Annotated in this window: 16 protein-coding genes and 3 pseudogenes; 9 read left to right on the forward strand and 10 right to left on the reverse strand. The window is 68.4% G+C overall.

The genetic code is table 11. The features are described from left to right. Positions 1–38: 38 nt before the first annotated feature. The 4 genes and pseudogenes from A6A27_RS34380 (at position 39) to A6A27_RS46495 (ending at position 2,883) form a co-directional block, all read left to right on the forward strand. Positions 39–350 carry a hypothetical protein gene (locus A6A27_RS34380; RefSeq protein ID WP_198940573.1) on the forward strand — a complete coding sequence of 104 codons (312 nt, stop codon included), beginning with the start codon at positions 39–41 and terminating at the stop codon, positions 348–350. Positions 351–356: 6 nt separating this feature from the next. Beyond that, positions 357–1,508 carry a hypothetical protein gene (locus tag A6A27_RS34385; RefSeq protein WP_073838833.1) on the forward strand — a complete coding sequence of 384 codons (1,152 nt, stop codon included), beginning with the start codon at positions 357–359 and terminating at the stop codon, positions 1,506–1,508. A 354-nt stretch (positions 1,509–1,862) separates the two neighbouring features. Further along, positions 1,863–2,219, forward strand: a pseudogene (locus A6A27_RS47820) (IS110 family transposase); the annotation flags it as partial. Between the two features lie 19 nt (positions 2,220–2,238). After that, positions 2,239–2,883, forward strand: coding sequence for a transposase (locus A6A27_RS46495; RefSeq protein WP_241825597.1), 645 nt, complete (start codon positions 2,239–2,241; stop codon positions 2,881–2,883). A gap of 481 nt (positions 2,884–3,364) precedes the next feature. Here A6A27_RS46495 and A6A27_RS34395 read toward each other — a convergent pair whose 3' ends face one another. The 8 genes and pseudogenes from A6A27_RS34395 to A6A27_RS34430 form a co-directional block, all read right to left on the reverse strand. Then, on the reverse strand, positions 3,365–3,814 hold the full coding sequence (locus A6A27_RS34395; RefSeq protein ID WP_143194317.1) for a hypothetical protein: 450 nt from the start codon (positions 3,812–3,814) through the stop codon (positions 3,365–3,367). Between the two features lie 14 nt (positions 3,815–3,828). Beyond that, positions 3,829–4,818 (reverse strand): CHAT domain-containing protein, encoded by a 990-nt coding sequence (locus tag A6A27_RS43710; protein WP_143194318.1) that lies wholly within the window; start codon positions 4,816–4,818, stop codon positions 3,829–3,831. A gap of 928 nt (positions 4,819–5,746) precedes the next feature. Then, complete coding sequence (locus tag A6A27_RS34410) at positions 5,747–6,118, reverse strand: ArsR/SmtB family transcription factor (RefSeq protein WP_143194319.1); 372 nt, start codon at positions 6,116–6,118, stop codon at positions 5,747–5,749. Positions 6,119–6,284: 166 nt separating this feature from the next. Further along, positions 6,285–6,641: pseudogene (locus tag A6A27_RS34415) on the reverse strand (arsenate reductase ArsC); the annotation flags it as partial. A 339-nt stretch (positions 6,642–6,980) separates the two neighbouring features. Then, positions 6,981–7,292, reverse strand: coding sequence for a hypothetical protein (locus tag A6A27_RS44600; protein ID WP_158074117.1), 312 nt, complete (start codon positions 7,290–7,292; stop codon positions 6,981–6,983). A 22-nt stretch (positions 7,293–7,314) separates the two neighbouring features. After that, positions 7,315–9,978 (reverse strand): bifunctional YncE family protein/alkaline phosphatase family protein, encoded by a 2,664-nt coding sequence (locus A6A27_RS34420; protein ID WP_241825598.1) that lies wholly within the window; start codon positions 9,976–9,978, stop codon positions 7,315–7,317. 143 nt (positions 9,979–10,121) lie between these two features. Further along, positions 10,122–11,477 carry an ABC transporter permease gene (locus tag A6A27_RS34425; RefSeq protein ID WP_073838838.1) on the reverse strand — a complete coding sequence of 452 codons (1,356 nt, stop codon included), beginning with the start codon at positions 11,475–11,477 and terminating at the stop codon, positions 10,122–10,124. Continuing rightward, positions 11,474–12,481, reverse strand: coding sequence for an ABC transporter ATP-binding protein (locus tag A6A27_RS34430; protein WP_073838840.1), 1,008 nt, complete (start codon positions 12,479–12,481; stop codon positions 11,474–11,476). The genes A6A27_RS34425 and A6A27_RS34430 overlap by 4 nt, the downstream gene beginning before the upstream one ends. A 541-nt stretch (positions 12,482–13,022) precedes the next feature. On the opposite strand from A6A27_RS34430, the gene A6A27_RS45350 reads away from it, so the two are divergent. The 4 genes and pseudogenes from A6A27_RS45350 to A6A27_RS47825 form a co-directional block, all read left to right on the forward strand. Continuing rightward, complete coding sequence (locus A6A27_RS45350; RefSeq protein ID WP_198940360.1) at positions 13,023–13,193, forward strand: MarR family winged helix-turn-helix transcriptional regulator; 171 nt, start codon at positions 13,023–13,025, stop codon at positions 13,191–13,193. Further along, positions 13,190–13,492, forward strand: coding sequence for a hypothetical protein (locus A6A27_RS34440; protein WP_073838841.1), 303 nt, complete (start codon positions 13,190–13,192; stop codon positions 13,490–13,492). Before A6A27_RS45350 ends, A6A27_RS34440 begins: the two co-directional genes overlap by 4 nt. A gap of 170 nt (positions 13,493–13,662) precedes the next feature. Beyond that, positions 13,663–14,175 carry a hypothetical protein gene (locus A6A27_RS34445; protein ID WP_073838842.1) on the forward strand — a complete coding sequence of 171 codons (513 nt, stop codon included), beginning with the start codon at positions 13,663–13,665 and terminating at the stop codon, positions 14,173–14,175. Then, positions 14,123–14,248: pseudogene (locus tag A6A27_RS47825) on the forward strand (IS630 family transposase); the annotation flags it as partial. The gene A6A27_RS34445 and the pseudogene A6A27_RS47825, both read left to right, overlap by 53 nt. A 183-nt stretch (positions 14,249–14,431) precedes the next feature. On the opposite strand, the gene A6A27_RS34450 reads toward A6A27_RS47825, so the two are convergent. Then, positions 14,432–15,559: a Fic family protein gene (locus A6A27_RS34450; RefSeq protein WP_073838843.1), complete on the reverse strand. Its 1,128-nt coding sequence runs from the start codon at positions 15,557–15,559 to the stop codon at positions 14,432–14,434. Between the two features lie 1,241 nt (positions 15,560–16,800). Here A6A27_RS34450 and A6A27_RS34455 point away from each other — a divergent pair. Further along, positions 16,801–20,784 carry a carboxypeptidase regulatory-like domain-containing protein gene (locus A6A27_RS34455; RefSeq protein ID WP_241825599.1) on the forward strand — a complete coding sequence of 1,328 codons (3,984 nt, stop codon included), beginning with the start codon at positions 16,801–16,803 and terminating at the stop codon, positions 20,782–20,784. A gap of 262 nt (positions 20,785–21,046) precedes the next feature. Here the strand turns inward: A6A27_RS34455 and A6A27_RS34460 are convergent, their stop codons facing one another. Next, positions 21,047–22,018, reverse strand: coding sequence for a helix-turn-helix domain-containing protein (locus tag A6A27_RS34460; protein ID WP_073838844.1), 972 nt, complete (start codon positions 22,016–22,018; stop codon positions 21,047–21,049). Between the last annotated feature and the right edge of the window lie 62 nt (positions 22,019–22,080).

A 22,080-nucleotide genomic window follows, 5' to 3' on the forward strand; every position in this document is an offset into this window, starting at 1 on the left:
CTCCGAACACCCCGACACCGGTCCGCTATCCTCCGCCGATGGCATCGAACGGAAACGCCGTGCTGCAGGCGATGATCGAGGAAGCCACCGTCGACGCGTACGGCGACGACGAGCAGCTCACCGGCCTGTTCACCATGATCGAGGAGCATCTGGCGGTGCCGTTCACCACCACCGTCCTCGGCGTCGAGGTCACCGTGCGCAAGATCGACCTGACCGCGGACACCATCGTCGCGGTCTGCACCCGTGGCCGCCACCGGCAGAGGATCGACCTTCTCGACCTGCCGCTACCCACCCCCGCGCCGGACGGAACCGCGTGGATCGACGCCTACCGGCACTGGGCCGGAAGGTAGACCACGGTGAGCGAGTACCAGTACTACGAGTTCACCGCCGTCGACCGGCCCCTCACCTCCCGAGACCAGGCCGAGCTGCGGTCGCTGTCGACCCGGGCCGACATCACCGCCACCAGCTTCGTGAACACCTACGAGTGGGGCAACTTCAAGGGCGACCCGCGCAAGCTGATGGAACGATACTTCGACGCGCACCTGTACCTGGCGAACTGGGGAACCCGCCAGCTCATGCTGCGGCTACCGAAACACGTGCTCGACCCCGCCACGGTGGCCCAGTACTGCCAGGGTGACAGCGCATCCGCTTGGACCGCCGGCAAGCACGTCATCATCGACCTCCACGACGAGGACGAGGACGGCACCGACGAGTGGGATCTGGACGGCCACGGCCTGCTCACCTCCATCATCCCGGTCCGGGGCGGCCTCGCCGCCGGCGACCTACGCCTGCTGTACCTGGCCTGGCTCCGCTGCATACAGTCCGAGGACATCGCCGACGACGAGCCCGAACCACCCGTGCCAGCCGGACTGGGCACCCTCGACGCGCCCCTCACCGCCGTCGCCGACTTCCTGCGCATCGACCCCGACCTGATTGCGGCTGCGGCGGCCGGGTCGTCGCCGGCCACCCCCGGTGAACCGACCGCCGCGCGACTACGGACCTGGGTCGTCGGGCTGCCCGCCCCAGACAAGGACGCCATCCTGACCGACCTGATCACCCGAGGCGACAGCCACCTGCGCAGCCAATTGCTACGCCGCTACCGCGCCGCGCGCCCCACCGACGCGTCCACCCCGGCAGCCGCCCGTACCGCCGGAGAACTACTCGCCACCGCCGCAGACCTGCGCGCCGAACGGGAACGACGGGACGCCGAGCAGCGCGACCGCGACCGGATTCGCCGCGAACGGTCCGCCGCGGCAGCCCGGCAACGACACCTCGACACCCTCGCAGTCGACCAACCCGCCGCATGGCAACGGGTCGATGAACTCATCGCCACGAAGAAACCCCGCGAGTACGACACCGCCGTTCAACTCCTCGTCGACCTGCACGACCTCGGCGAACGCGACGGAGACAGCTCATCGTTCCGAGACCGGCTGGCCGAGCTACGGGCGGTGCACGCCCGCAAGCCCGGCCTGCTCGAACGCCTCAACCTCGCAGGCCTCGACACCTGACGCTTGGTTCGCCGCCCGGTGCCGTCACCGAGGCGCGCAAGATCGTGGACCGCTCGGCGTTCCGGCGCGACGCCCCTGACAGCGGCGGCTTGGGCTCCGGGTGTCCGTCGGGACCCGCAACCGGACATCGAGCCGCGTCGTTTGCCGGTTGGGCCCGGAGGGTCGGGTGACTGTCTGGGTGTGTGCTGCCGATGTCATGGCCAGCTTGGAGTAGGACGCCCCGGCCCTCGCTGATGACCGCTGTATCAGCACTGGATGGAGACTTGCGACCGATCGCCCTTTCCGAAGGTGCGGCTACTGAACCGCGGCGGGTCCACGCCCCTTGACCAGAACGAGCGAAAAGGGTGATGCCCGATGGGCAGCCTGTGGGCCGGCGTCGACGTCGGCAAGACCCACCACCACGTGTGCGTCGTCGACGACGACGGCACCGTAGTCCTGTCCGAGAAGATCCCCAACGACCAGCACGCCATCTCCGCCATCGCCGGACGGCTCGGCAAACGCCGTAAGCCGATCCGCTGGGCCGTCGACCTCCGAGGCGGACCCGCCTCACTGCTGTTGGCGGTCCTGTTCGACTGCGGTGCAGACGTACGCTACGTCAGCGGCACGGTCACCTCCCGGATGGCGGAGGCATTCAACGGTGAACGCAAGACCGACGCCCACGACGCCTACGTCATCGCCCAGACCCTGCGCATGCGCGACGACCTATCCCACTCTCACCCTCGCGGACGGGGTGCAGCAGCAGTTGAAGCTGCTCGTCTCCCGCCGCCTCGACCTGGTCGCCGACCGGGTGCGCATCACCGCCCGCATCCAGGACCTGCTGACCATGATCAGCCCCGCTCTGGAGAAGACGCTGAACCTGCGCAGCAAGGGCTCGCTGCGGCTCCTCGCGCAGTGGCAGACCCCCGCCGGGCTGCGCCGAGCTGGCGAAGCACGCATCCTGGCCTACCTGCGCCAGCACGGCGTGCGGGCGGCCAAGGCGCTCACCGCCAAGGCCCTCGCCGCCGCGCGGACGCAGACCGTCGCCGTCGCGGGGGAGGCCACTGCGGCGGGGATCGTGGCGGAGATGGCGACCGACCTGGAAGCGGTCAACGGCCGCATCGTCGCCATCGAGGAGACCATCGCCGGCATCGTCGCCGGGCACGAGTTGGGAGAGATTGTCACCAGCCTGCCCGGCATCGGCACCACCCTCGCCGCCGAGTTCCTCGCCCACGCCGGCACCCTTACCACCTACCCGAGCGCTGCGGCGCTCGCCGCGCACGCCGGCTCGCGCCGATCTCCCGCGACTCCGGCCGCCGTCAGGGTCACCAGGTTCGGCCCCACCGCTACCACCGGGGCCTACGCCGGGTGTTCAGCATGTCCAGTTTCACCGCGCTGACCCACTGTCCACGGTCACGCGCCTACTACGACAAGAAAAGCGCTGAGGGTAAGATCCACCGCCAAGCCACCGCCGCCCTGTCCAAACAACGCCTCAACGTCCTCTGGGCGTGTATCCGCGACAAGACCCCCTACCAGCCCAAACCACCAAGATCGGCAAAGGTGGCGGCATGCGAACTCGCGTAGAGACTCCGCTTGCGTGAGATCTGCGGCCTGACCGTTGCTCTGCCGATGCGATAGGTGATGCGCCGGTTCTATGTTCATGCCGAATTCGCGACGCCGATAGCTCGGACCAAGTGCTGCGGAAGTGCTTCGCATTGCTTCCGGGCGGCCTCTGACGTAATTACCCTTTGAAGATGAAACGTCCTCTCGGGTGCGCCGAGTGGAACCGGTTCAACTCGACGCCACATCTTGACACGTCGGACAACATCGACTCTGGGACTCAGCCCACCCGGCCCGTCGGTTGCTCACCACGGCCGCCGCTATTTATCAACGACTGCCCAGGCGCCAGCAACCGAGTCGTATCGGAGCTTGACGGAGTCCCCGATGACCAGCGCGCGCAGCTGCTCGAACGCCTCCCCTGGGAGCCCGGCTCTGATTTCCGCGTCGATGCCGCGCGCCGCGTCTCGAATGATGATGGATCGCTGCTCGGTCCGGCCATCATGAAGCCGCGCGAAGACCCGTCCGAAGAGCGTCTGCAGCGCTGCACCCGTTGCTCCACCGAGGGACTCGCCCAAGGCCGAGAGGAACCCGTGTAGGGGGATGGCGACCAACACGATCAGGGCCAGGCTGCCGGCATCACTGCGGCTCTCCTGCGCCTTGACGACGCGGGTCGTGAATCGGTGTGCCCGCAGCATTTCCGCCACGGCCTCGGCGGTGTCGCCATCGTCGCTGCCGCCGAAGTGCACAACCGACACGGATTGTTCTGACATTCCCGGCTGCTCCATTAGGTCTCGAGAAGGGGTGTGCTGTCGGAGCGCATGAAGACAATCGGGGTGCCCCACTCCAGCGAGCCCAGGCCATCGCGACGAACCGCGAGCCGGGCCATCATCGCGGCCACGTCAACCGGCGCTGAGACCGAGAGGGCCTCGTAGAAGACCGTCGCGAATTTGCGGGCGACCGGATCCGACACGACGTCCCGCATCGAGAGCACCGCGCTCACCCCTCGGCGAACAAGCGCCTCCGCCGTGCTGGTGTAACCGTGCTTCCCGTCGTCCCTCGCGGACTCGCAGGTATTGAGCACGACCATGCGAAGCCCGTTCTGGTTAGCGAGGATCGCGCCGAGGTCCGAGGCGAACACGCGATCGGCTTGGCCCGCGCTGTCGGCGAATGCGACGTAACCTTCGCCCCGGGTCCCGTCGAACCCGCCGTGACCAACGAGGTGTAGGGCGTGGTATTGCCGCTTGTAGAGCTTGCGCTGCAGGTCCTGCCAGGTTTGGCCCTTGACCCAGCTCAGCCGGACCAGCCCGTCTCGAGCGAACTGGCTTAGCGCCTCCTCGATCGCATCCCGCTCCGCCTCCACCGCGAGCGGATCGAGATTATCAGGAGAGACAACCATGCCGAGGATGTACAGCGGCGGCTTCACCGCGGTGCTCCGCACCGGCACGGGCAGTTCAACGTAACGCACGATCGGGTGTTCCAGCGCGAGATGCGCCCCCGTCTCGTCGTCGAACATCAACTCCCAGGGCAGCGCCGCCAGTTCCGCCGTGCGGAGCCGCAGCACCAGCCGGAGCATTCCGTTGCCTGGGGCTTGTGTACCGCCATAGCGGATCGCGTGGTGGCAGGCCCGGTAGAGGCTCCTCGCCTCGCCGTGGAAAAGCGCTCCGAACAGCATGGCGCCCGGCACCTCGCCGCCGAGGCGGGTATCGCCGTGGTCACCGTCCCCGCCCGGAACACCTCCAAGCACTGCCCGCAGTGCCTGACCGTACTGCAGCATCGCAAGGCGCCAGACAAGCCGACCGTGGCGGGCTGGAAGTGGGCCATCTGCCCGCCCAGGCGACGCAGGGCACCCTCCCCCACCCGGCCCCACAGCCGGGCGGGCAAGCGTCCGGAGGGACACGCACCAACGGGTCGGACCCGGCTGCCCCGCGCAGCCCACCGACACCAGGGCGTGAACACGATCAGCACACCCACCACCGGCCACGAGGGGCCGCCCTGGGTGCGGGATTTCACCTGCACGCCCATGCCTCCCCACCACGGTGGGAAACGATCCCGGAAACTCAATCCGACTCAGGACCACTAAGCTGACCAGAGACGCTCGCTCGAACTCGCCCACGACCACCGCGTCGAACCCGCGGCCCGGGTCCGCGAGAGCGGCCAGCAGTCGGGCGGCTTGCGGGCGACGTGGCCAGGGCACCTGCCGGGAGTGGCCCACGTCGAAGAACTCGGCCACGATCACGCCCCGGCCGTCGATCACGTCCTCGGCGAAGTCGCGCTGCCACCGCGCCGACGACAGCCGATCCTGAAATTCCCTGGTCGACATCCGGCCGTAGAACGCGAACCGGATGCCCAGCGGCTTCGGTGTCGTCGGGCGCCGCGTCCGCAGGCGGCCTCGCCGATTCGGCTGCCGTACACCAGCCGAGCAGGTCAGGGCCGTCAAGTTCCGCCGCGTACTGCATCAGGACCTCCCACACCGAGGCTTACAGGCAGCCCTCGATATGGATGGATAACGATGTGACCGTTCGCTGGACTCGGCCACTCACCACACCTGTTGGCGCAGAGGAAGGCGTCGAGGTTCGAGGCGATTGCTAGCCCTGACGCGGTGCCGGTGGCGGCCTTGTCGCGTGGTCAAGCTGGCCGTAGCCGGTGCGGCAGCTATCGTTCGGCATTCGCAGGGCCGGTGCGCCGACCTTCGATAGTGCCGCTCAGCGGGCCTTCTTCGTCGCTCGCTTGCGGGGCGGAGTCAACAGTTCGGCGATCGCCGCGATCGCGGACGGCACGAGGCGGTAGTACGCCCAGACGCCGCGCTTCTCGCGCTCGAGTAGGCCGGCCTCGGTGAGGATCCGGAGGTGATGGCTCACGGTCGGCTGGGAGAGACCGAGCGGTGCGGTGAGGTCACTTACGGACGCCTCGCCCTCGGGGGCGGACTGGATCAGGCTGAGCAGTCGCAGCCGGGCGGGGTCGGCGAATGCTTTCAGCACTCCCGCGAGCCGCTCGGCATCGGCGCGCTTGATCGGCTCGCCAGTAAGCGGCGAGATGGCAGGCGTAGCTGTTTTCGCAGTTGGCACGTCTGCCATCGTTGCACCAACACCATCGATACGTCGGTTGAACCAGTACCCGGTCACCGTCAGTTTGCGGGCAGGGAGCCGTTTGACCTGTCCCGGCCGTGTCAGCGGCCGGATGAGCGAGGGTCGGCCCGCCCAACGGGTCACCGGGCGGACGGGTAGCGCCGGCGGGTTGGTCAGGCGGCAGTGCGGTGAGGAGCCTTTCCACCCGGGTGCGGATCTCGTCGCGGATCGGGCGGACGGCTTCGACGCCCTTGCCGACGGGGTCTTCGAGCTTCCAGTCCTCGTAGCGCTTGCCGGGGAAGACGGGGCAGGCGTCGCCGCAGCCCATGGTGACGATGACGTCGGATGACTCGGCGGCCTCGTACTCGAGGAGCTTGGGAGTCTGGTCGGTGATGTCGATGCCGACCTCGCGCATGGCCTCGACGGCGGCGGGGTTGATCTGGTCGGCGGGGGCGGAGCCGGCGGAGCGGACCTCGACGCTGTCGCCGGCGTTGTGGATGCAGACGAACAGGACGCTGGGCTTGTCGCTCATGGGGTGCCTTCGTGCAGGACGAGTCGGGGGGCCGCTTGACCGGCGCGTCGTCGGGGTCGAGGGCGAGGTGGCGGTCTGGGTTGCTGTTGCGGTCGACGGTGCGGTAGCGGCCGGGGTCGTGGCGGCGGTTGACAAAGGCGAGCGCCAGGGGCACCACCCCGGAGACCATGTGGCTGACCCCGGCCCAGAAGCCCCCGGGCAGCCAGGTCCACGAGGGCAGCACCCACCATCGCGGCTGCTTCGGCGACCACACCCGCGGCAGGCCCGCCAGCGTGTTGGCCAGGGTGATCACGAACAAGCAGACCGCTCTGGTCAGCGTCCGCACGCCATGGGCCACCTTCACCAGCGCACGGCGCTTGAAGCTGTGCACGCGCTCGGCCGCCCAGGGGTGGTGCTTGGCCAGCGTCGCCATCTCCAGCGCGAGCAGGAGCAGGCCCGGCCCGGGAGGGGGAACAACAGTGCGCCGGCGACCAGCTGCACCCAGCCCAGCGCGGTGAACACGGTGCGCTGGCTGAACGGGCGACCCGGGCGGGCGGAGGACCGTGGGTCCGTCACCAGCGCGAGCTCGGCCGGCCGGCCGGGGGCGGCGGGCGGCGTGCGGAACGGCGGCCCACCGGGGATCTCCCGGTGGGCCGCCTGAATCTCCGTCATGGGATCCGTGTGGGACGCCAGGTCAGTCGACGTCGGTGCCGGGCAGGGCTGCGCCCGGCACGTCCTTCGGCAGGTAGATCTTGGCGTCACCCGGGTAGGGCAGGTCCCAGTTGTGGGCGCCGTACCACGTGTACCGGTTCATCAGCTCCGGGTTCGCGTAGTCGGCCTGCGCCCACTTGCCGGTGAGGCGCTGCTTCGAGGCCCACTTGTCCCACGCCTCAGAGTAGGAGACGAAGCTCGTCGGGACGGGGCCCTGGAGGGCGGCCGCGTTGGCGCCGGTCGGCGTGTCGAGGCCGCACGCGGGCGCGGTCTTGATGTTCTCGGTCAGCGAGATGTTGTTGGCCTTCGCGGTGTACGGCGTGAGGTCGGCCTTGGGCGTGAAGGCGCCGTACATCGGGGTGGCCGCGGCGACCTTCTGGTTGAGCGGCTCCGCACCCAGGATCTGCTCGATGGTGCGGACCATGTTGATCTGGGAGTAGTAGGTCGAGACCGTCTTGCCGTGGACGGCGTACGGGCTGATGACCTGGATCGGGGCCCGGTGGCCGTCGACGTGGTCAGGGCCGGCCTGGCTGTCGTCCTCGACCACGAAGATCGCGGAGTCCTTCCAGTACGGGCTGTGCGAGATCGTCTCGACGATCTTGCCCAGCGCGAGGTCGCCACCGGCGACGTTCGACCGCTGGGACACCGGACCACCGGTGTGGTCGTCGGAGAGCCACACCATGTTGAACTCGGCCGGACCGTTCTTCTGGAAGTCGTCCTTCCAGATCTGGTAGCGGTACAGGTCGGGGATCTGCATGTCGAACGGGGGTGCGGTCGGCACGGTGATGTTGTTGAGCGAGGGGATCGGCGAGCCGTAGTTGCCCTTGAGCGCGGGGCTGGTCAGCTGCGCCGGGTCGCCGCCCTGGTCGACGTTCTGCGCGGCGCAGTAGTACTGCTGCCAGGTCGAGCCGGCCGGCTTGCCGCTGGAGGAGTAGACGAACTCGCCGAAGTTCTTGGCGGTGTGGCCGGCGGCCATGACGGCGGTCCACAGGAAGCCCGAGCGCTGGTGGCCCAGCACGTCCTCCTGGGTGTCGTAGCTGCGGACGTACTCGCCGGCGCTGGACTCGGTGTACTCCGGGTTGTCACCCTGCATGATCCAGTTGTGACCCTCGGCGGAGTTGGTGCCGACGTCGTAGGTGTTGTCGTAGAGACCGAACTGCCGCGAGAGCGCGTGGATGTTGGGCGTGACCTGCTCGCCGAACTGGGCCAGCGACGGGTCGCCGTTGCCCTCGGGCATGTCGCCGTGGATCTGGTCGTAGGTGCGGTTCTCCTTGACCAGCATGAAGACGTGCTTGATGGGCGAGGGGTCGCCGATGCGCCGGGGCACGGGCAGTGGCGCCACGTTGCTGCCGCGGACGGCGCGCTTGACGTCGCTGTCCGCGCCGCCCCAGCCGTTCTGCTTGAAGACCTGCGGGGTGTAGGTGTCCCTGATCTCGCTGTCGGAGGGGAGGGTGAAGCGGGTCAGCGAGGCGGTCGTGGCGTGGGTGCCGTGACCGGTCGCCGGGGTGGTGCCGAAGCCCTGGTTGTAGGTGATGGCCGGGCCCCGGGCGTCGATGCCGCGACGGTTGGCCACGACGATCTGGTCGCCGACCGAGAAGACGTCCTCGGGGTAGTAGTCGGTCGGGACGAGGCCGACGTAGCTGACCGGGTCGAGCGCGCTCTCGCCGAGCTTGTAGACGGCGATCGCGTTGACGCGGCCGAGGCTGACCAGCAGACGGCCGTTGTGCACGGCGATCGCGTCGGGCTCGTAGCCGACCGTCGAGCTCTGCCAGGGCTTGGTCTCGATCGTCTGGACGACCTTGTCCATGCTGGTGTCGACCACCGAGATGGTGTCGTCGTTGGTGTTGGCCACGTAGAGCGCGCTGCCCTCGAGGTGCATGTCGGTCGGGTGGAGACCGACCTCGATCTGGCCGATGGGCGCCGCGGCGTTGGCCGTGTCGATGACGCTGAGGACACCGGTGGTCGAGGTGCCGAGCACCGGGTCCGCCGGGACGTTGGTGCCGTAGGACTTGATGGTGTCCTCACCCGGCTGGGCCAGGCGGCCACCCTCGTCGCTGACGTAGAGCTTGGTGCCGACGAACTTCAGCTGGCGCGGCGCGATGCCGACGGGGTAGGTCGCCTTGATGGTGCCGGCGACCGGGTCGATCGCGACGACGGTGTTCTGGCCGTTGACGGCGGCGTACAGCGTGCTGCCGTCGGGCGAGAACGTCATGCCGGCGGTGAGCGCCTGACGGGTGGGGCTGGTCAGGTTGGGGATGGCGATCTTGGTGCCGGCCGCCAGGGTGCCGTCGGCGTTGACCGGGAACCGGGTGATGCCGGTCGCGTTCGGCATGAAGAGGAACTTGCCGTCGGGGGAGTAGAGCGGGCTCTCCTGGCCGACGGTGTTGTCGGAGGGACGCAGGTTGGCGCCTGAGGCGGTGCCCGCGCGGAAGATCAGCTGGTAGGTCTCCAGGTCGAAGATCTGCAGCGAGATCGACCGGTCGTTGGCGGTCGCGGCCAGGAAGCGGCCGTCGGGGCTCAGGGTGGAGCCCATGAACTTGCCGTAGTTGGTCACGAGCCGCTCACCGAGCGGCTTGATGATCTGGTTGGAGGAGACCTGCAGGCCGTCGGTGTACTCCTCGCCGACCAGGTTCTCACCGAAACCCATGGTGGAACCGTAGGCAACACCACCCGTGACCGTGACCGCGAGGGCCACGCCGCCGGCCACGAGGCCGGTGGGCAACGAGCGCAGGAGGCGACGACGAGGCCGCTTCACGACGCGGTTGCGCCTTACATTCATCTGGTTCCCCTTCACTTTGTAGTTGCCAGCAGGTCGACGACTCCGTCGAACTGCCACAGCGGGTTCGGTCGGTCACCCAGGGGGGTGGCGACCTGGAAGAACCCGTTGACCTCCTTCGGCCCGTCGCCGTCGGCGACGTACCGTCCGTCCGCGGTAACATCGAGCTGGTAGATCGCGTTGCCGGTCGCGGTCGCACCAGGGAGGGTCCACGTCACGACGCAGCGCCAGTCGGCGCCCGGACCGTGGTCCTCGACGCGCTCCCCGGCCTTGTCGCACTTGGCCGTGGCGTGGAGCTGCTCCTCGGTGACCGCCTGCCGGTTGAGCTGCTCGGTCTGCAGGACGTACAGGTGCGAGAACGACGTCGCCAGCGAGGCCTCGAGCTTGGGCCGCTCGATGCCCGTGCCGTTGGCACCCGTGGTCACGGCGACGACCACGGTCGTGACTGCGGCCAGGCCCGCCAGCGGGGCCAGACCCGCGACCAGGAAGCGGCGGCCCATGCCGTCGTAGGCCAGGTCGGTGAAGTCGCGACGCACGAAGAGCCGGTAGGCGAGGTAGGTGGCCAGGGCCGTCCAGGCCAGGCTGACGGCGAGCCCGATCCACAGCGACCCGAGCTGACCTGGGGCCGTGAAGAGGCCGCGGTGGGTAATGAAGGCGTTCATCGGCGTCGCCACCCGGAGCGCCACCGGGACCGGCATCAGCTGGACACCTTCGAGGATGAGCGCGATGATCACCGGCATCAGTAGGCCCAGTGGGGAGCGCCCCAGCGCGACCGACCCGAGCAGGCCGACCGCGGAGAAGGCGAGCGTGGGCGGGACGATGGTCAGCCAGCCGAGGAGGACCGTCCGGGTGAGCTCACCGGAGTCCATGATGTGCCCGTCCAGTCCCGGCATCGGCTGGGTGCCGAGCGCCAGCAGGCCGCCGGCCAGCGACGACACGAGGAGTGCGGCGAGAAGCGCCAGGGTGACGGTGAGCGCGGCCATCGCCTTGGACACGAAGATCCGGCGCGGCGAGCGCACCGCGACCATCAGGTGCCGCCACGTGCCGAGCCGGTCCTCGACGGCGAAGACGTCACCGGCCACGAGACAGGTGAGCAGGGGCAGCACCAACGTGCCCATGACGTCGAGGATGACCAGGGAGCCGGCCCAGCCGGACTGGTTCATCCAGCGGCCGTAGACCGCGTCGGCGGGAAGGGAGGTCTGCTGGCTGATCACCGCCGTGTAGATGGCCGGGGCGAGCAGGCACGCCAGGAAGACCAGCCGGACGCGCCACTGCGAGACAAGCTTGACCAGCTCGAACGTGTAGCAGCGGCTCACCGCCACGGGCTGTGGCTGCGTGCGGACGGGGGCATCGACGATGGCCGCGGTCATCGGGAGGTCTCCTGGAGGTCGGGGGTGGAGGCAGGGCTGATGTCGGCGTCTGGGCCGGGGTCGGTGTCGGCGCCGGCGCCGGTGAGCGCCAGGAAAGCGGCCTCCAGAGGGGGCACGACGGGGCCGAGCTCGCGGATCGCGATGCCCGCGCCGACGAGCCGGGCAACCAGGTCGTCGAGGGCCGGCTCCGGGCCCCGCACGACGACCGACTGGTCGTCGTACTGCGACTGCGACTTCCGGCCCGCGACCTGGCTCAGGCCCGGGATGTCGTCGGCGAGCCGGCGTGCGCCGTCGGCGTCGGTCGTGACGAGCCGGTAGTCGAGCTCGCCGCTCTCCGTGGCCAGCTTGTGCACCGGGCCCGAGAAGACGACCCGGCCGGTGGACAGCAGGGTGACGTCGTCACAGAGCGCCGCGAGGTCGTCCATGCGGTGGCTGGAGAGGACCACGGTGCCGCCGGCCTCGGCGAGGTCGGTGAGGACCTGGTGGACCTGTCGCTTGCCGGCGGGGTCGAGGCCGTTGGCCGGCTCGTCGAGGACCAGCAGACGCGGCTCGCCGAGCAGGGCGGCGGCCAGCCCGAGGCGCTGCCGCATGCCGAGCGAGAAGCCGCGGACGCTGTCACCCGCCACCTCGGTGAGCCCGACCCGGTCGAGCAGCTCGTCGACGTCGGCGGAGCGGCCGGCACCGCTCCGCAGGGAGACCAGGGCCGCAAGGTTCTGGCGTGCCGTCAGCTCGGGATACAGACCGGGGCCGTCCACGAAGCCCGTGACGCCGCCGGGCACCGACAGGATGCGCCCGACCGGTGAGCCGAGGATCTCCAGTGAGCCGCCGTCGGCCACCGCCAGGCCCAGCAGCATGCCCAGGAGAGTGGTTTTGCCGGCGCCGTTGGGCCCGACGAGCCCGTGGATCTGCCCCTCGGGGAGGTCGAGATCGACCCCGTCGAGGGCGATGACGTCGCCGAAGGTCTTGGTGATGCCGCGCGCACGAACGGCAGCAGCTGGTTGCATCGGGGTCTCGTCCCATCCGGCCGCGAGCAGCCAAAAACAGTTGCCAACTCCAACTTCCTTCGACGGCGAACCTAAGGAGTCCAGACGACTTGACCCGATCGATTTGCTGAACGTATTGCAAACGTCCAACCAAACGCCTAGGAGGTCGCGCAAATAGGTCAGACGGGCTGCCCGACATCGATGCGAGCAGGTCATCGAGTGTCTCCCGTGGCGGCTGCAGGTCGAGGGTGTGGTTCGCGATGGCCTCCTGCACCCAACATCACCGCTGAAGCACGAGCAGTTCGGCCAGGTCGTCAGGTCGGGCAGCGATCAGCCTCAGTCCCTCGACGGGCCCGGAAGTGCTGGTGTCTTTTCCGGCGCCTGCTGATAGCGCTGCCGGCACGGCTCGGCCGGGACCTGGCCCGCGACTCGGGGCTGTCACCGGCGGACTACGAGGTGCTGAGCACCCTGTCGGAGAAGCCAAACCGTAGGTGGGCGCTCAAGGACCTCGCCGCCAAGATGGAGCGGTCGCGCAGCCGGCTGTCCCACCACGCGGCCCCGCATGCAGGGCCGGGGACTCATCGACAAGGAGCCCGATCCGCAGGACGCGCGGGGCTGCATCCTGCACCTGACCGACGACGGCTTCAGGATGCTGGAGGAAGCCGACCCGCACCATGTCGTCTCCGTAGGCGCCTGCTCGGTATGGCTTGCCCGGACGGTTCCGGCCGGGTGACCGGACGCGGGCTGCTGCGCGCGCTGGGCTGGGACCCGGGCCACCGCATCAGCATCGATCCGCGCGCCGGGATGTTGGTCGTCGCCTCGGCGCTGGCCGGGCCGTATGTGGTGGGCAGTCGGGGGGAGTTGCCGCTGCCGACCAGCGCACGGCGGATGTGCGCCATCGTGCCGGGGCAGCCGCTGCTGCTTGCCGCCCTGGTCGCCCATGACCTGCTGGTGATCCACCCGGCCAGTACCGTCGCGCGGCTGCTGGCCGACCTGCACGCCCAGGTGATCGGAGGCCGTGGCGACAGCTGATCGCCCGCGTCGCCGCCGCCCGGCAACTGCTGGCCCACCTCGGCGTCACCCTCGCCGATCTGCAGGCCGACCCCGGCCCGAGCCTGCCGACCCTCGCTGAGTACCTGCCCCACGTCATCGCGGCGGCCGGGTCGGGCGCCCGTCGCACCTACGGGACCTACTGGAACCGCATGGCCGCCGCCTGGGGCGACCTCCCGTTGGATGCCATCGCGGCCAGCGACATCGAGGCCATGCAACGACAGATAGCCGCGACGGCCCGGTCACGGCGTAACAGCCGCAGCGGCCGCCACACCGGTGAACACGTCATCGCCGCGGCCCGCGCCGTCTACAACCGGGCTATCGCCGACGGGTTCATCGACGCCGCAGCCAGCCCTGCCCATCGGGTGGTTAAGCCCCGCCGGCTACCGAGCACTCGCCGCGCCCTGACCCCCGACGAACTGGAGGAGATCAACCTTGCGGCTCGTACCAGTGGAAACGACGTCCTCCTCGACGCGCTGCTGCTGTGGCTGCACACCGAGACCGTCTGCCGCCGCGGCGGCGCGCTCGGGCTACGGCTGGCCGACCTGGACACCGACCGCGGGCTCCTGCGGCTGACTGAGAATGACCAGGGCTGGGATGCCCGTCAGCTTCGCCGAGGTGGCCCGGGTCTGGCGATCCTGGGGCCTGCAGCCGCATCGCGTTGAGACGTTCAAGTTCTCCACGGACCCGCAGCTGGAAGCCAAGATTCGCGATGTGGCCGGTCGCACCGACAATCCACAAACGATCTCATGACGCTCCTGATGGGGTTTGCCTGCCTATCAAGGCAAGCCGAGATGAAGACCGAGGCTAAGGGGGGTCGCCTTCGCACGTGCTCATGCGTGTGCTGGCGGTGGCTACGTAATCACGCGGCACGGCGGACCGGCGAAGCATGGTGGGGCTCGTGGTTGTAGGGCCTGCGCCCTACTGCCGGTACGGGTCGATGATTTCCTTCGGGCGGAGTGCTGGAGCGGCGAGATCGCGAAGCGCGGGTGAGGCGAGGTAGAACCTGCCTCGGGTCTCGCCGTGCTGGTCGATCATGCCGGCCCGTACCAGTGCGCGAAGGTCGCGGGTCGCTTGGTCGTCGGTGAGGTTTTCGTCGCGTTGGTAGAGGGTGCGGCGTACTCGGCCGCCGGTAGCGGCGAGGTGTAAGGCGCTGACCACCCGTTCGGGCAGTCCGTTGCGCCGTGACCAGGTGTCGAGCAGTTCCCAGAGATGCGCGGCCTGATCAATGCGTTGCCGGACGAGCTGGGCCTGTTGATGGTGGGCGCTGAGGCAGAACCGGATCCACTTGCTGGTGTCGTTATCAGGCTGCCAGTGTCGGCCGCCCGCCTCGCCGAGGGCGTCGTAGTAGGCGTATGTGTTACGGCCGACGCCGAGCCATTCCTCGATCGAGGAGAACTCTGGGGCGAGTACACCGTCGCGGGCGAGTACGAGAGTGTGTAGGCAGCGGGACATTCGGCCGTTGCCGTCTCGCCAGGGATGAATCTTGACCAGGTTCAGGTGAGCCATTGAGGCCCGTACGAGCAGCGGGGTTTCCGGTTCGCCGTCGGTCAGCCATTCGATCAGCTCGGAGATCAACGAAGGGACGTCGTCTGCGTCCGGCCCGGTGTAGACCCGTCGGCCGGTGTGTGCCTCATCGATGTGGATGTCTCCGGGCCGGAAGCGGCCCGGCCACTTGGCAAGGTCATGCCTAAGCATCATGAAGTGAAGCGCGTTGACGAGCATGTGTTGCCAGGTGAACTCGCGCGAGCGGGCGAGCTGTTGCACGTAGGTCAGGGCGTCCCGGTAGCCGGTGATGACCTCCCAGGTTTGCGGGCTTGTCTCCACCGGTTCGTCTCCGGCGACGGCTGCGGCTGCGTCGTCCAGGGACACCTGGTAGCCCTCGATCGAATTCGAGCCCTGGATGGCGTGGGCGATCAGGGTGCGTCGGAGTTGTCCTGTCCAGCGGTGCGGCTCAGCGATCTGGTATCGCAGGTTGTCCCGCATGGTGTCCAGTTCGCCGAGCACGCGCTTGTCGTCATCGGTGAGCACGGGTGTCTGGTACAGCATGCGGCAATCATACAATGAAATCGGCGTGGTGCCGAAATCATTGCGGCATAAGCTCGGAAGCGCTCGTCAGATGGGGGTGGGCGGTCGACGTGCCCTTGCCCTGACGGTCGGCCGAGGTCGAGGGCTTGGACGTCCCCGTCCGCTATGCGACACCGACGTCCCCTGCGATTGTGGCACTGGTCGGTTGCTCGCAGCCGACCAGCGGACCCACCAGCCAGAGAAGCATCCCTCAGTCTTCGGCAGTCCAGGCCGCTGGCGTGCCACCAGTACGCTGCGTTCTCCGTTGAGTGTCCCGGCGTCGAGGTCGACGCCGGCCAACACCTCCACATCCACGCTGTTCCAATGCGCGCCGACCAGCGCGGCCACCATGCCCGCCACCAGATCGGCACACCAACCGACCCGCTGCGCCAGCACCGCCGCAGGCAGCACCTCGCCGGTCTCCTCGTCCACACCGGTGCGCAGCAAGGCGCGGGCGCACGCGGTGCGAGAGGCCTCACCCTCGGCCAGCCGCAGCTTCCCGCTCACCGGCTCAACGACCCACCATCGATCGGGCAGAACCATCGCTCACGGCCAGCCCGCGTCACCGGAATCCTCCCCGAACCAGCCCACACACCAAGCGTCACGGGCGAACACCGACAGACGCGCCGTGGTCCGCGAGAATCGAAGAAGGCCCACACGACCAATCTACGATCACTGACGATCCATAACCAACTTGGTCAGCCTTCACCCAGCAAGTGCCTTCCGTGACAGGAACATCGGACCCTCAGCAAGTCCTATTTTCCCTGATCAGAAGGCACTTCTTTGCTATCAGACCACTCCTTGGACAGCCCTTAACGGGGGGGCGAGGATAGGGGAGCTGAATGATGCGCGTCAAGGCATTCTCGTGGCGGGTTCCAGCCGTAAGGCAGATTCCCGCCGTCCAAGGTCCCTTGACGTGCAATGTGCATGTCCACGACGGTGTCAGCCACGGATCAACCCGGATCCCACCGGAGCTCGGCTAGTCACCGGTACGTGATCGTTGAAGGATCTCAATGGACACCCCCCGAAAAGCGCCCAGCCCGCGAGCACGAATAGTGACAACGGTTGCTGCCGTGGCGTTGATGATGCTCAGTCTTGCTAGCCCAGCCGCTGCGAGCGTGAACGCAGGATCTTCCAGCACACCCATGGCCGCCGCGTCCGGCAAGTCCGCAGCGGTCCGGCAGTGCGCGGACCCCAAGCCCGGGCATTTCGTCTGTATGGCGATGCGCCGCACTGACGTGACCACTCACCGCGGTGTGCAGCCGCAGTCCGCGATCCCAGACGGCTTCGGCGCCGGCGACCTCCGGAGTGCCTACTCGCTGCCTGCGGACGGCGGCGCCGGCCAGATCGTCGCGATCGTGGACGCCTACGACAACCCGAACGCCGAAGCTGACCTGGCGGTCTACCGCCAGCAGTACGGTCTGCCCCCGTGCACCACAGCCAATGGCTGCTTCCGCAAGGTCGACCAGCGCGGCGGCATGAACTACCCACCGGCTGACCCGGGATGGGCCGGCGAGATAGCCCTCGACCTGGACATGGTGTCCGCCACCGCCCCCTACGCCCACATCCTGCTGGTCGAGGCGGACACCCCGAGCTTCGAGGACATGGGTGCCGCGGTGGACGAGGCGGTTGCGCTCGGGGCGAAGTACGTCTCGAACTCGTATGGCACCGCGTACTCGGCGGATCCGGGCACCGGTGAGGACCCGTCCGAGGTCACCGAAGCCGACCCGCATTACAACCACCCGGGCGTCGCCATCGTGGCGTCCAGTGGTGACAGCGCTTTCGGCGTGGCCTACCCGGCCGCGTCGCAGTACGTCACCGCGGTCGGCGGTACGAGTCTCGTCCGGGACTCGAGTACGCGCGGCTGGTCGGAGTCCGTGTGGTACAACTCGGGCTACGGCCCGGGCAGCGGTTGCTCGCTGTACGAGGCGAAGCCGGCGTGGCAGACCGACAGCGGTTGCTCGAAGCGCACCGTAGCCGACGTCGCAGCGGTAGCCGACCCGGCGACCGGCGTCGCCGTCTACAACTCCTTCCAGTCGGGCGGCTGGACCGTGTTCGGCGGCACCAGTGCCTCGGCGCCGATCATCGCTGGTGTGTACGCCGCCGCTGGTACCCCGGTCGCGAACACGTATCCGTCGAGCTACCCGTACGCCAACACGGGGCAGCTCAACGATGTGAGCGCCGGCAACAACGGCACGTGCTCGCCGGCGTACCTGTGCACGGCCGGCCCTGGCTATGACGGCCCGACCGGGCTCGGCACGCCGAATGGTCTGGCCGCGTTCCGCACCGGCCCGCACGGCGTCGTCACGGGTGCCGTCACCAACGCGTCGACGAATGCACCGGTGGTCGGCGCCACCGTGACGGTCGGCGTCTCGACGGCCATCACCGACGTGTCCGGCCACTACAGCGCCACCGTGCCGGTTGGCACGTACGACGCGACGGCCGCGGCGTACGGGTACAAGAGCAAGACGATTACCGGCGTGGGGGTCACCGACGGCGGCTCGCTGACGGAGAACTTCGCGCTCGACCCGGTCCCCACCTCGGCCGTATCCGGTACGGTCACCGACGGCTCGGGCCACTCCTGGCCGCTGTACGCGACGATCACCGTCGACGGCGTACCGGGCGGGTCGGTCCACACCGACCCGTACACCGGCCGCTACAGCCTGCAGTTGCTGCAGGGCCAGACGTACACGCTCCACGTGAACGCGAACTACCCGGGCTACCAGGCGATGACGAAGGACGTGACCGTCGGTACCTCGAACGTCACTGCCGAGTTCAGTGTCCCGGTCGAGGTGTACGACTGCCTCGCGCCCGGATATGCGACCCACAACGCGGGTACGACGGAGACGTTCGACGCGACGTCGATTCCGGCCCGCTGGACCTCGGACAACACGGCCGGGGGCGGATGGGCGTTCGACAACCCGAAGCTGACGGCGCCGTATGCGCCTACGGATAATGTCACGGGCGGTAGCGGCGGCTTCGCCGTCACCGACACCAGCACGTCGTCCGGTCCATGGGACATGTCTCTGATCTCCCCGGTGACCGACTTGTCCGATTCCGGGAACCCGGCCCTGTCATTCAACACCGACTTCCGGTCATTCGTGTCCTCCGCGGACGTCGACGTCACCACGGACGGCGGTGCCACGTGGCAGAACGTCTGGCACAAGGGCTACCCCGAATTCCGCGGCCCGGCGTGGGTCGACGTACCGCTGCCGATGGTCGCTCACCAGTCCGCCGTACAGGTGCGGTTCCACTACACGAGTTGGGCCAGAACGTGGTGGCAGATCGACAACGTCTTCATCGGCAACCGTACGTGTGACCCGATCCCGGGCGGCCTTGTGGCCGGTACGGTCACCGACGCCAATACGAACATGCCGGTCGTCGGCGTGACCGTGGCGAGCGGCGAGAAGCCGGCCGAGCACGCGACAAGCGCGGGGACGCCGGCCGACCCGAAGATGGCCGACGGCTTCTACTCGGTGTTCTCGTCGCTGACCGGCACGCACGACTTCACCGCCGAGAGGAGGTATTACGCCACGGCGACAGCCCACGTCAATGTGGTGGCGGACGCGGTGACGCAGACGCAGTTCATGCTCAAGGCTGGCAAGGTCATGATCACGCCGGCCAGCGTCGGCATCACCGTGCCCTGGCAGGGGAAGGCCGGCCAGGCCGTCACCGTCCAGAACACCGGCAGCGCACCGGCGAAGGTGACCCTCGGCGAGCAGGTCGGCGGCGTGGCGCCGTTGACCGCGCACGGTGCGCCCACCCAGCGGATCCAGGGCACGTACTCACCGCTGTCGCTACAGGACAAGGACGCCTCGATCCGCCAGGCGACCGGGGCCGCACCGAACGGCTCGGTGCCGGCCGCCGCGCCGTGGACCACGATCGCCGACTACCCGACCACGATCCAGGACAACGGCGTCGTCTCGCTCGGCGGCAGGATCTACTCGGCATTCGGGGTCACCGGCTCCGATTACTCCCACGCGATGTACGCCTATGACCCGACCGCGGGCAGCTGGTCTCGGTTGGCGAGCCCCGCCGACGATCGCCAGGCGCCGGTGATGGCGGTGTTGAACGGGAAGATCTACGCAACCGGTGGCTGGGGCGGCTGGGCCGTTGGCGGAGCCCCCGATGGCAAGACCGAGGTGTACGACCCGGCAACGAATGTGTGGACGACTGCGGCGACAAACCCGAACCCGCTCGCGGGCTCTGCTGTCGCGGTTCTCGACGGCAGGATGTACGTCGTCGGCGGCTGCGTCCTCATGGAGTGTGGCACCACGGACGTCATGGTGTACGACCCGGCCACCGACTCGTGGAGCCACGCCGCCGACTATCCCGAGCCGATCAGCTGGGAGTCGTGTGGCGCGATCTCCGGCGCGCTCTACTGCGCCGGCGGCGAATCCAAGTCCCGCGGCACGACGCGCCACACGTACGGCTACGACCCGCATACCGATTCGTGGTCGCCGGCGGCCGATATGCCCATCGACCTGTGGGGGTCCGGATACACGACGGCTCAGGGCCGGTTGCTGCTCTCCGGCGGTGTCACGGAGCACAGCTCGGTGATCACCAACCAGGGCTTCGCCTTCGACCCGGCCAGCGACACCTGGACGCCCATCCCGAACGCGAACAACGCGCTTTACCGCAGCGGTAGCGCGTGCGGGTTCTACAAGATCGGTGGTAACACGGGTGGCGAAGACGGCGGGAATCTCGCCAGCTCGGAGGTGTTGCCGGGCATGGTCGACTGCGGCGAGACGAGCCGGGTGAGCTGGCTCGCGGTGAACCCGACGACGCTCACGCTCGCACCGGGTGCCAGCGCCACGGTCACCGTCGCCGTCGACGCGAATGTTCCGGACATCACTCAGCCCGGGACCTACACGGCGGCTGTCGTGGTCGGGACGGATACGCCGTACGCGATGCCGAGCGTCCCGGTGTCGATGACGGTCAACCAGCCGAAGAACTGGGGCAAGATCACCGGTACGGTCACCGGGCCGTCAGGTCCGATACGTGGCGCGACGGTCCAGATCACCACGCCGTTGGGGCACTACACGCTCAGGACCGATGCGAGCGGCCATTACCAGTTGTGGCTCGATGTTCGAAACAACCCGTTGCAGGTGATCTGCGCGATCGACGGCTATCAGCCACAGGCGGTGACTGTAAAGATCAAAAAGGGAGAGACGACGACGCTGAACTTCGCCTTGCAGAAGGTCTAGTTCGGGTCTAGTTCCAAGGCCACGTCGTTTACGCCGTGGCGTGGTGCAAGGGGGTGTTGATCCCGGACGTGGCAATGGGGCCCATCGATGATTTGGTTTGGCCAAGGAGTCGGATCATCGATGGGTCCCGTTGCTGGATCAATACGGCAATCACCAGGACGATCATGGTAGCGGCGGGGGGACTTGTCGAGGGATGTCGTCCAGCCGGTCGTTCGGCGGACGTGCAGGCGGCCGATCGTCCTGTCCCCGTCGGGACGGAACATCACAGCCAGCCACGCGCCTTGGCAGTCATTCCCAGCTGGAAGCGGGTGGCGGCACCCAGCTCCTCCATCAGCGCGTGGATCCGGCGCTGCGTGGTCCTGGTCGACCAGCCCAGCGACCGGGCGATACCCTGGTCGGTCAGGCCCGAGGCGAGCAGCGTCAACAGTTCACTGGTTTCCTCGTCCGGTCCGCCCGCGTCGTCTGCCAGCCCGTCGACGGACAGGGGCGTGGCCCGGTCCCACTCCGCCTCGAAGAGCGTGATGAGCGCGTCGAGTAGCGATGATCGATGGATCACGTAGGCGACACCGACATTCTGGTCGCTGGAGCTGATGGGTATGACGGCCATCCGGTCGTCGGCCACGAGCATCTTGAGCGGCAGGTTCGGCCGTACCCGGGCCTTTCCGCCCTGGCGCATCCCGCCGAGGATGTCGCCTCTCAGCCGCCCGGGCCAGGCGACCGCCTGCGGCGTGTAGATTGCCCGGTACAGCACGCCCTGGCGCAGCCGCTGGCCCTCGTCCGCGAGTTTCGCGCCGGGGGGCGGGGTGACGTATGGCGGCTTGTCGAAGCCGCGCAACTGTGTCTTGGCACTGTGGTGGATGTGCGCCACTCTCCGGCCGATGTTGTCCTGGCCGATCAGCACCTCCAGTGACTGTTCGGGATGGGTGTAGCGCGATGCGGCCCGGTGCGTCTCCATCAGGGCCTGTCCGGCGTCGCGCGCCTGCCACAGTTTGGATTCAACGCCGGCGATCAGTTCGCCGATCGCCGCATCCGGTGGCGCGGCGAGATAGCGTACCGGTCGTCCCGGAAGCCGACTGACCATGCCGAGCTCGGTGAGCCGGACCAGTGCCCGTCCGGTCTGCGCCCGAGACAGTCGGGCGGTTGCCGCAAGTTCGTCGGCGCTCGCCCGGGGGTTGCTCACCGCCGCGACGTACACCGCGCTCTCCGGCGGGGCGAGGCCCAGCGCTTCGAACATGTTGCCTCCAGGTTCCGTCGGTGGCGGGCCAGGATCACTAAGTGCTGCTCGGCGTTAATTCG

The sequence above is a fragment of the Micromonospora sp. CB01531 genome (genome assembly GCF_001905095.1).
Lineage (GTDB): Bacteria > Actinomycetota > Actinomycetes > Mycobacteriales > Micromonosporaceae > Micromonospora.

Coding starts and splice junctions, on each gene's coding strand:
- A6A27_RS34460 (WP_073838844.1), bottom strand. CDS start 22,018: ATGTTCGAAGCGCTGGGCCTCGCCCCGCCGGAGAGCGCGGTGTACGTC.
- A6A27_RS34430 (WP_073838840.1), bottom strand. CDS start 12,481: ATGCAACCAGCTGCTGCCGTTCGTGCGCGCGGCATCACCAAGACCTTC.
- A6A27_RS44600 (WP_158074117.1), bottom strand. CDS start 7,292: ATGACGGAGATTCAGGCGGCCCACCGGGAGATCCCCGGTGGGCCGCCG.
- A6A27_RS34395 (WP_143194317.1), bottom strand. CDS start 3,814: ATGTCAGAACAATCCGTGTCGGTTGTGCACTTCGGCGGCAGCGACGAT.
- A6A27_RS34420 (WP_241825598.1), bottom strand. CDS start 9,978: ATGGGTTTCGGTGAGAACCTGGTCGGCGAGGAGTACACCGACGGCCTG.
- A6A27_RS34425 (WP_073838838.1), bottom strand. CDS start 11,477: ATGACCGCGGCCATCGTCGATGCCCCCGTCCGCACGCAGCCACAGCCC.
- A6A27_RS34455 (WP_241825599.1), top strand. CDS start 16,801: ATGCGCCGCACTGACGTGACCACTCACCGCGGTGTGCAGCCGCAGTCC.
- A6A27_RS34410 (WP_143194319.1), bottom strand. CDS start 6,118: ATGGCAGACGTGCCAACTGCGAAAACAGCTACGCCTGCCATCTCGCCG.
- A6A27_RS34380 (WP_198940573.1), top strand. CDS start 39: ATGGCATCGAACGGAAACGCCGTGCTGCAGGCGATGATCGAGGAAGCC.
- A6A27_RS34445 (WP_073838842.1), top strand. CDS start 13,663: ATGGCCGCCGCCTGGGGCGACCTCCCGTTGGATGCCATCGCGGCCAGC.
- A6A27_RS43710 (WP_143194318.1), bottom strand. CDS start 4,818: ATGCTGCAGTACGGTCAGGCACTGCGGGCAGTGCTTGGAGGTGTTCCG.
- A6A27_RS34450 (WP_073838843.1), bottom strand. CDS start 15,559: ATGCTGTACCAGACACCCGTGCTCACCGATGACGACAAGCGCGTGCTC.
- A6A27_RS45350 (WP_198940360.1), top strand. CDS start 13,023: ATGCAGGGCCGGGGACTCATCGACAAGGAGCCCGATCCGCAGGACGCG.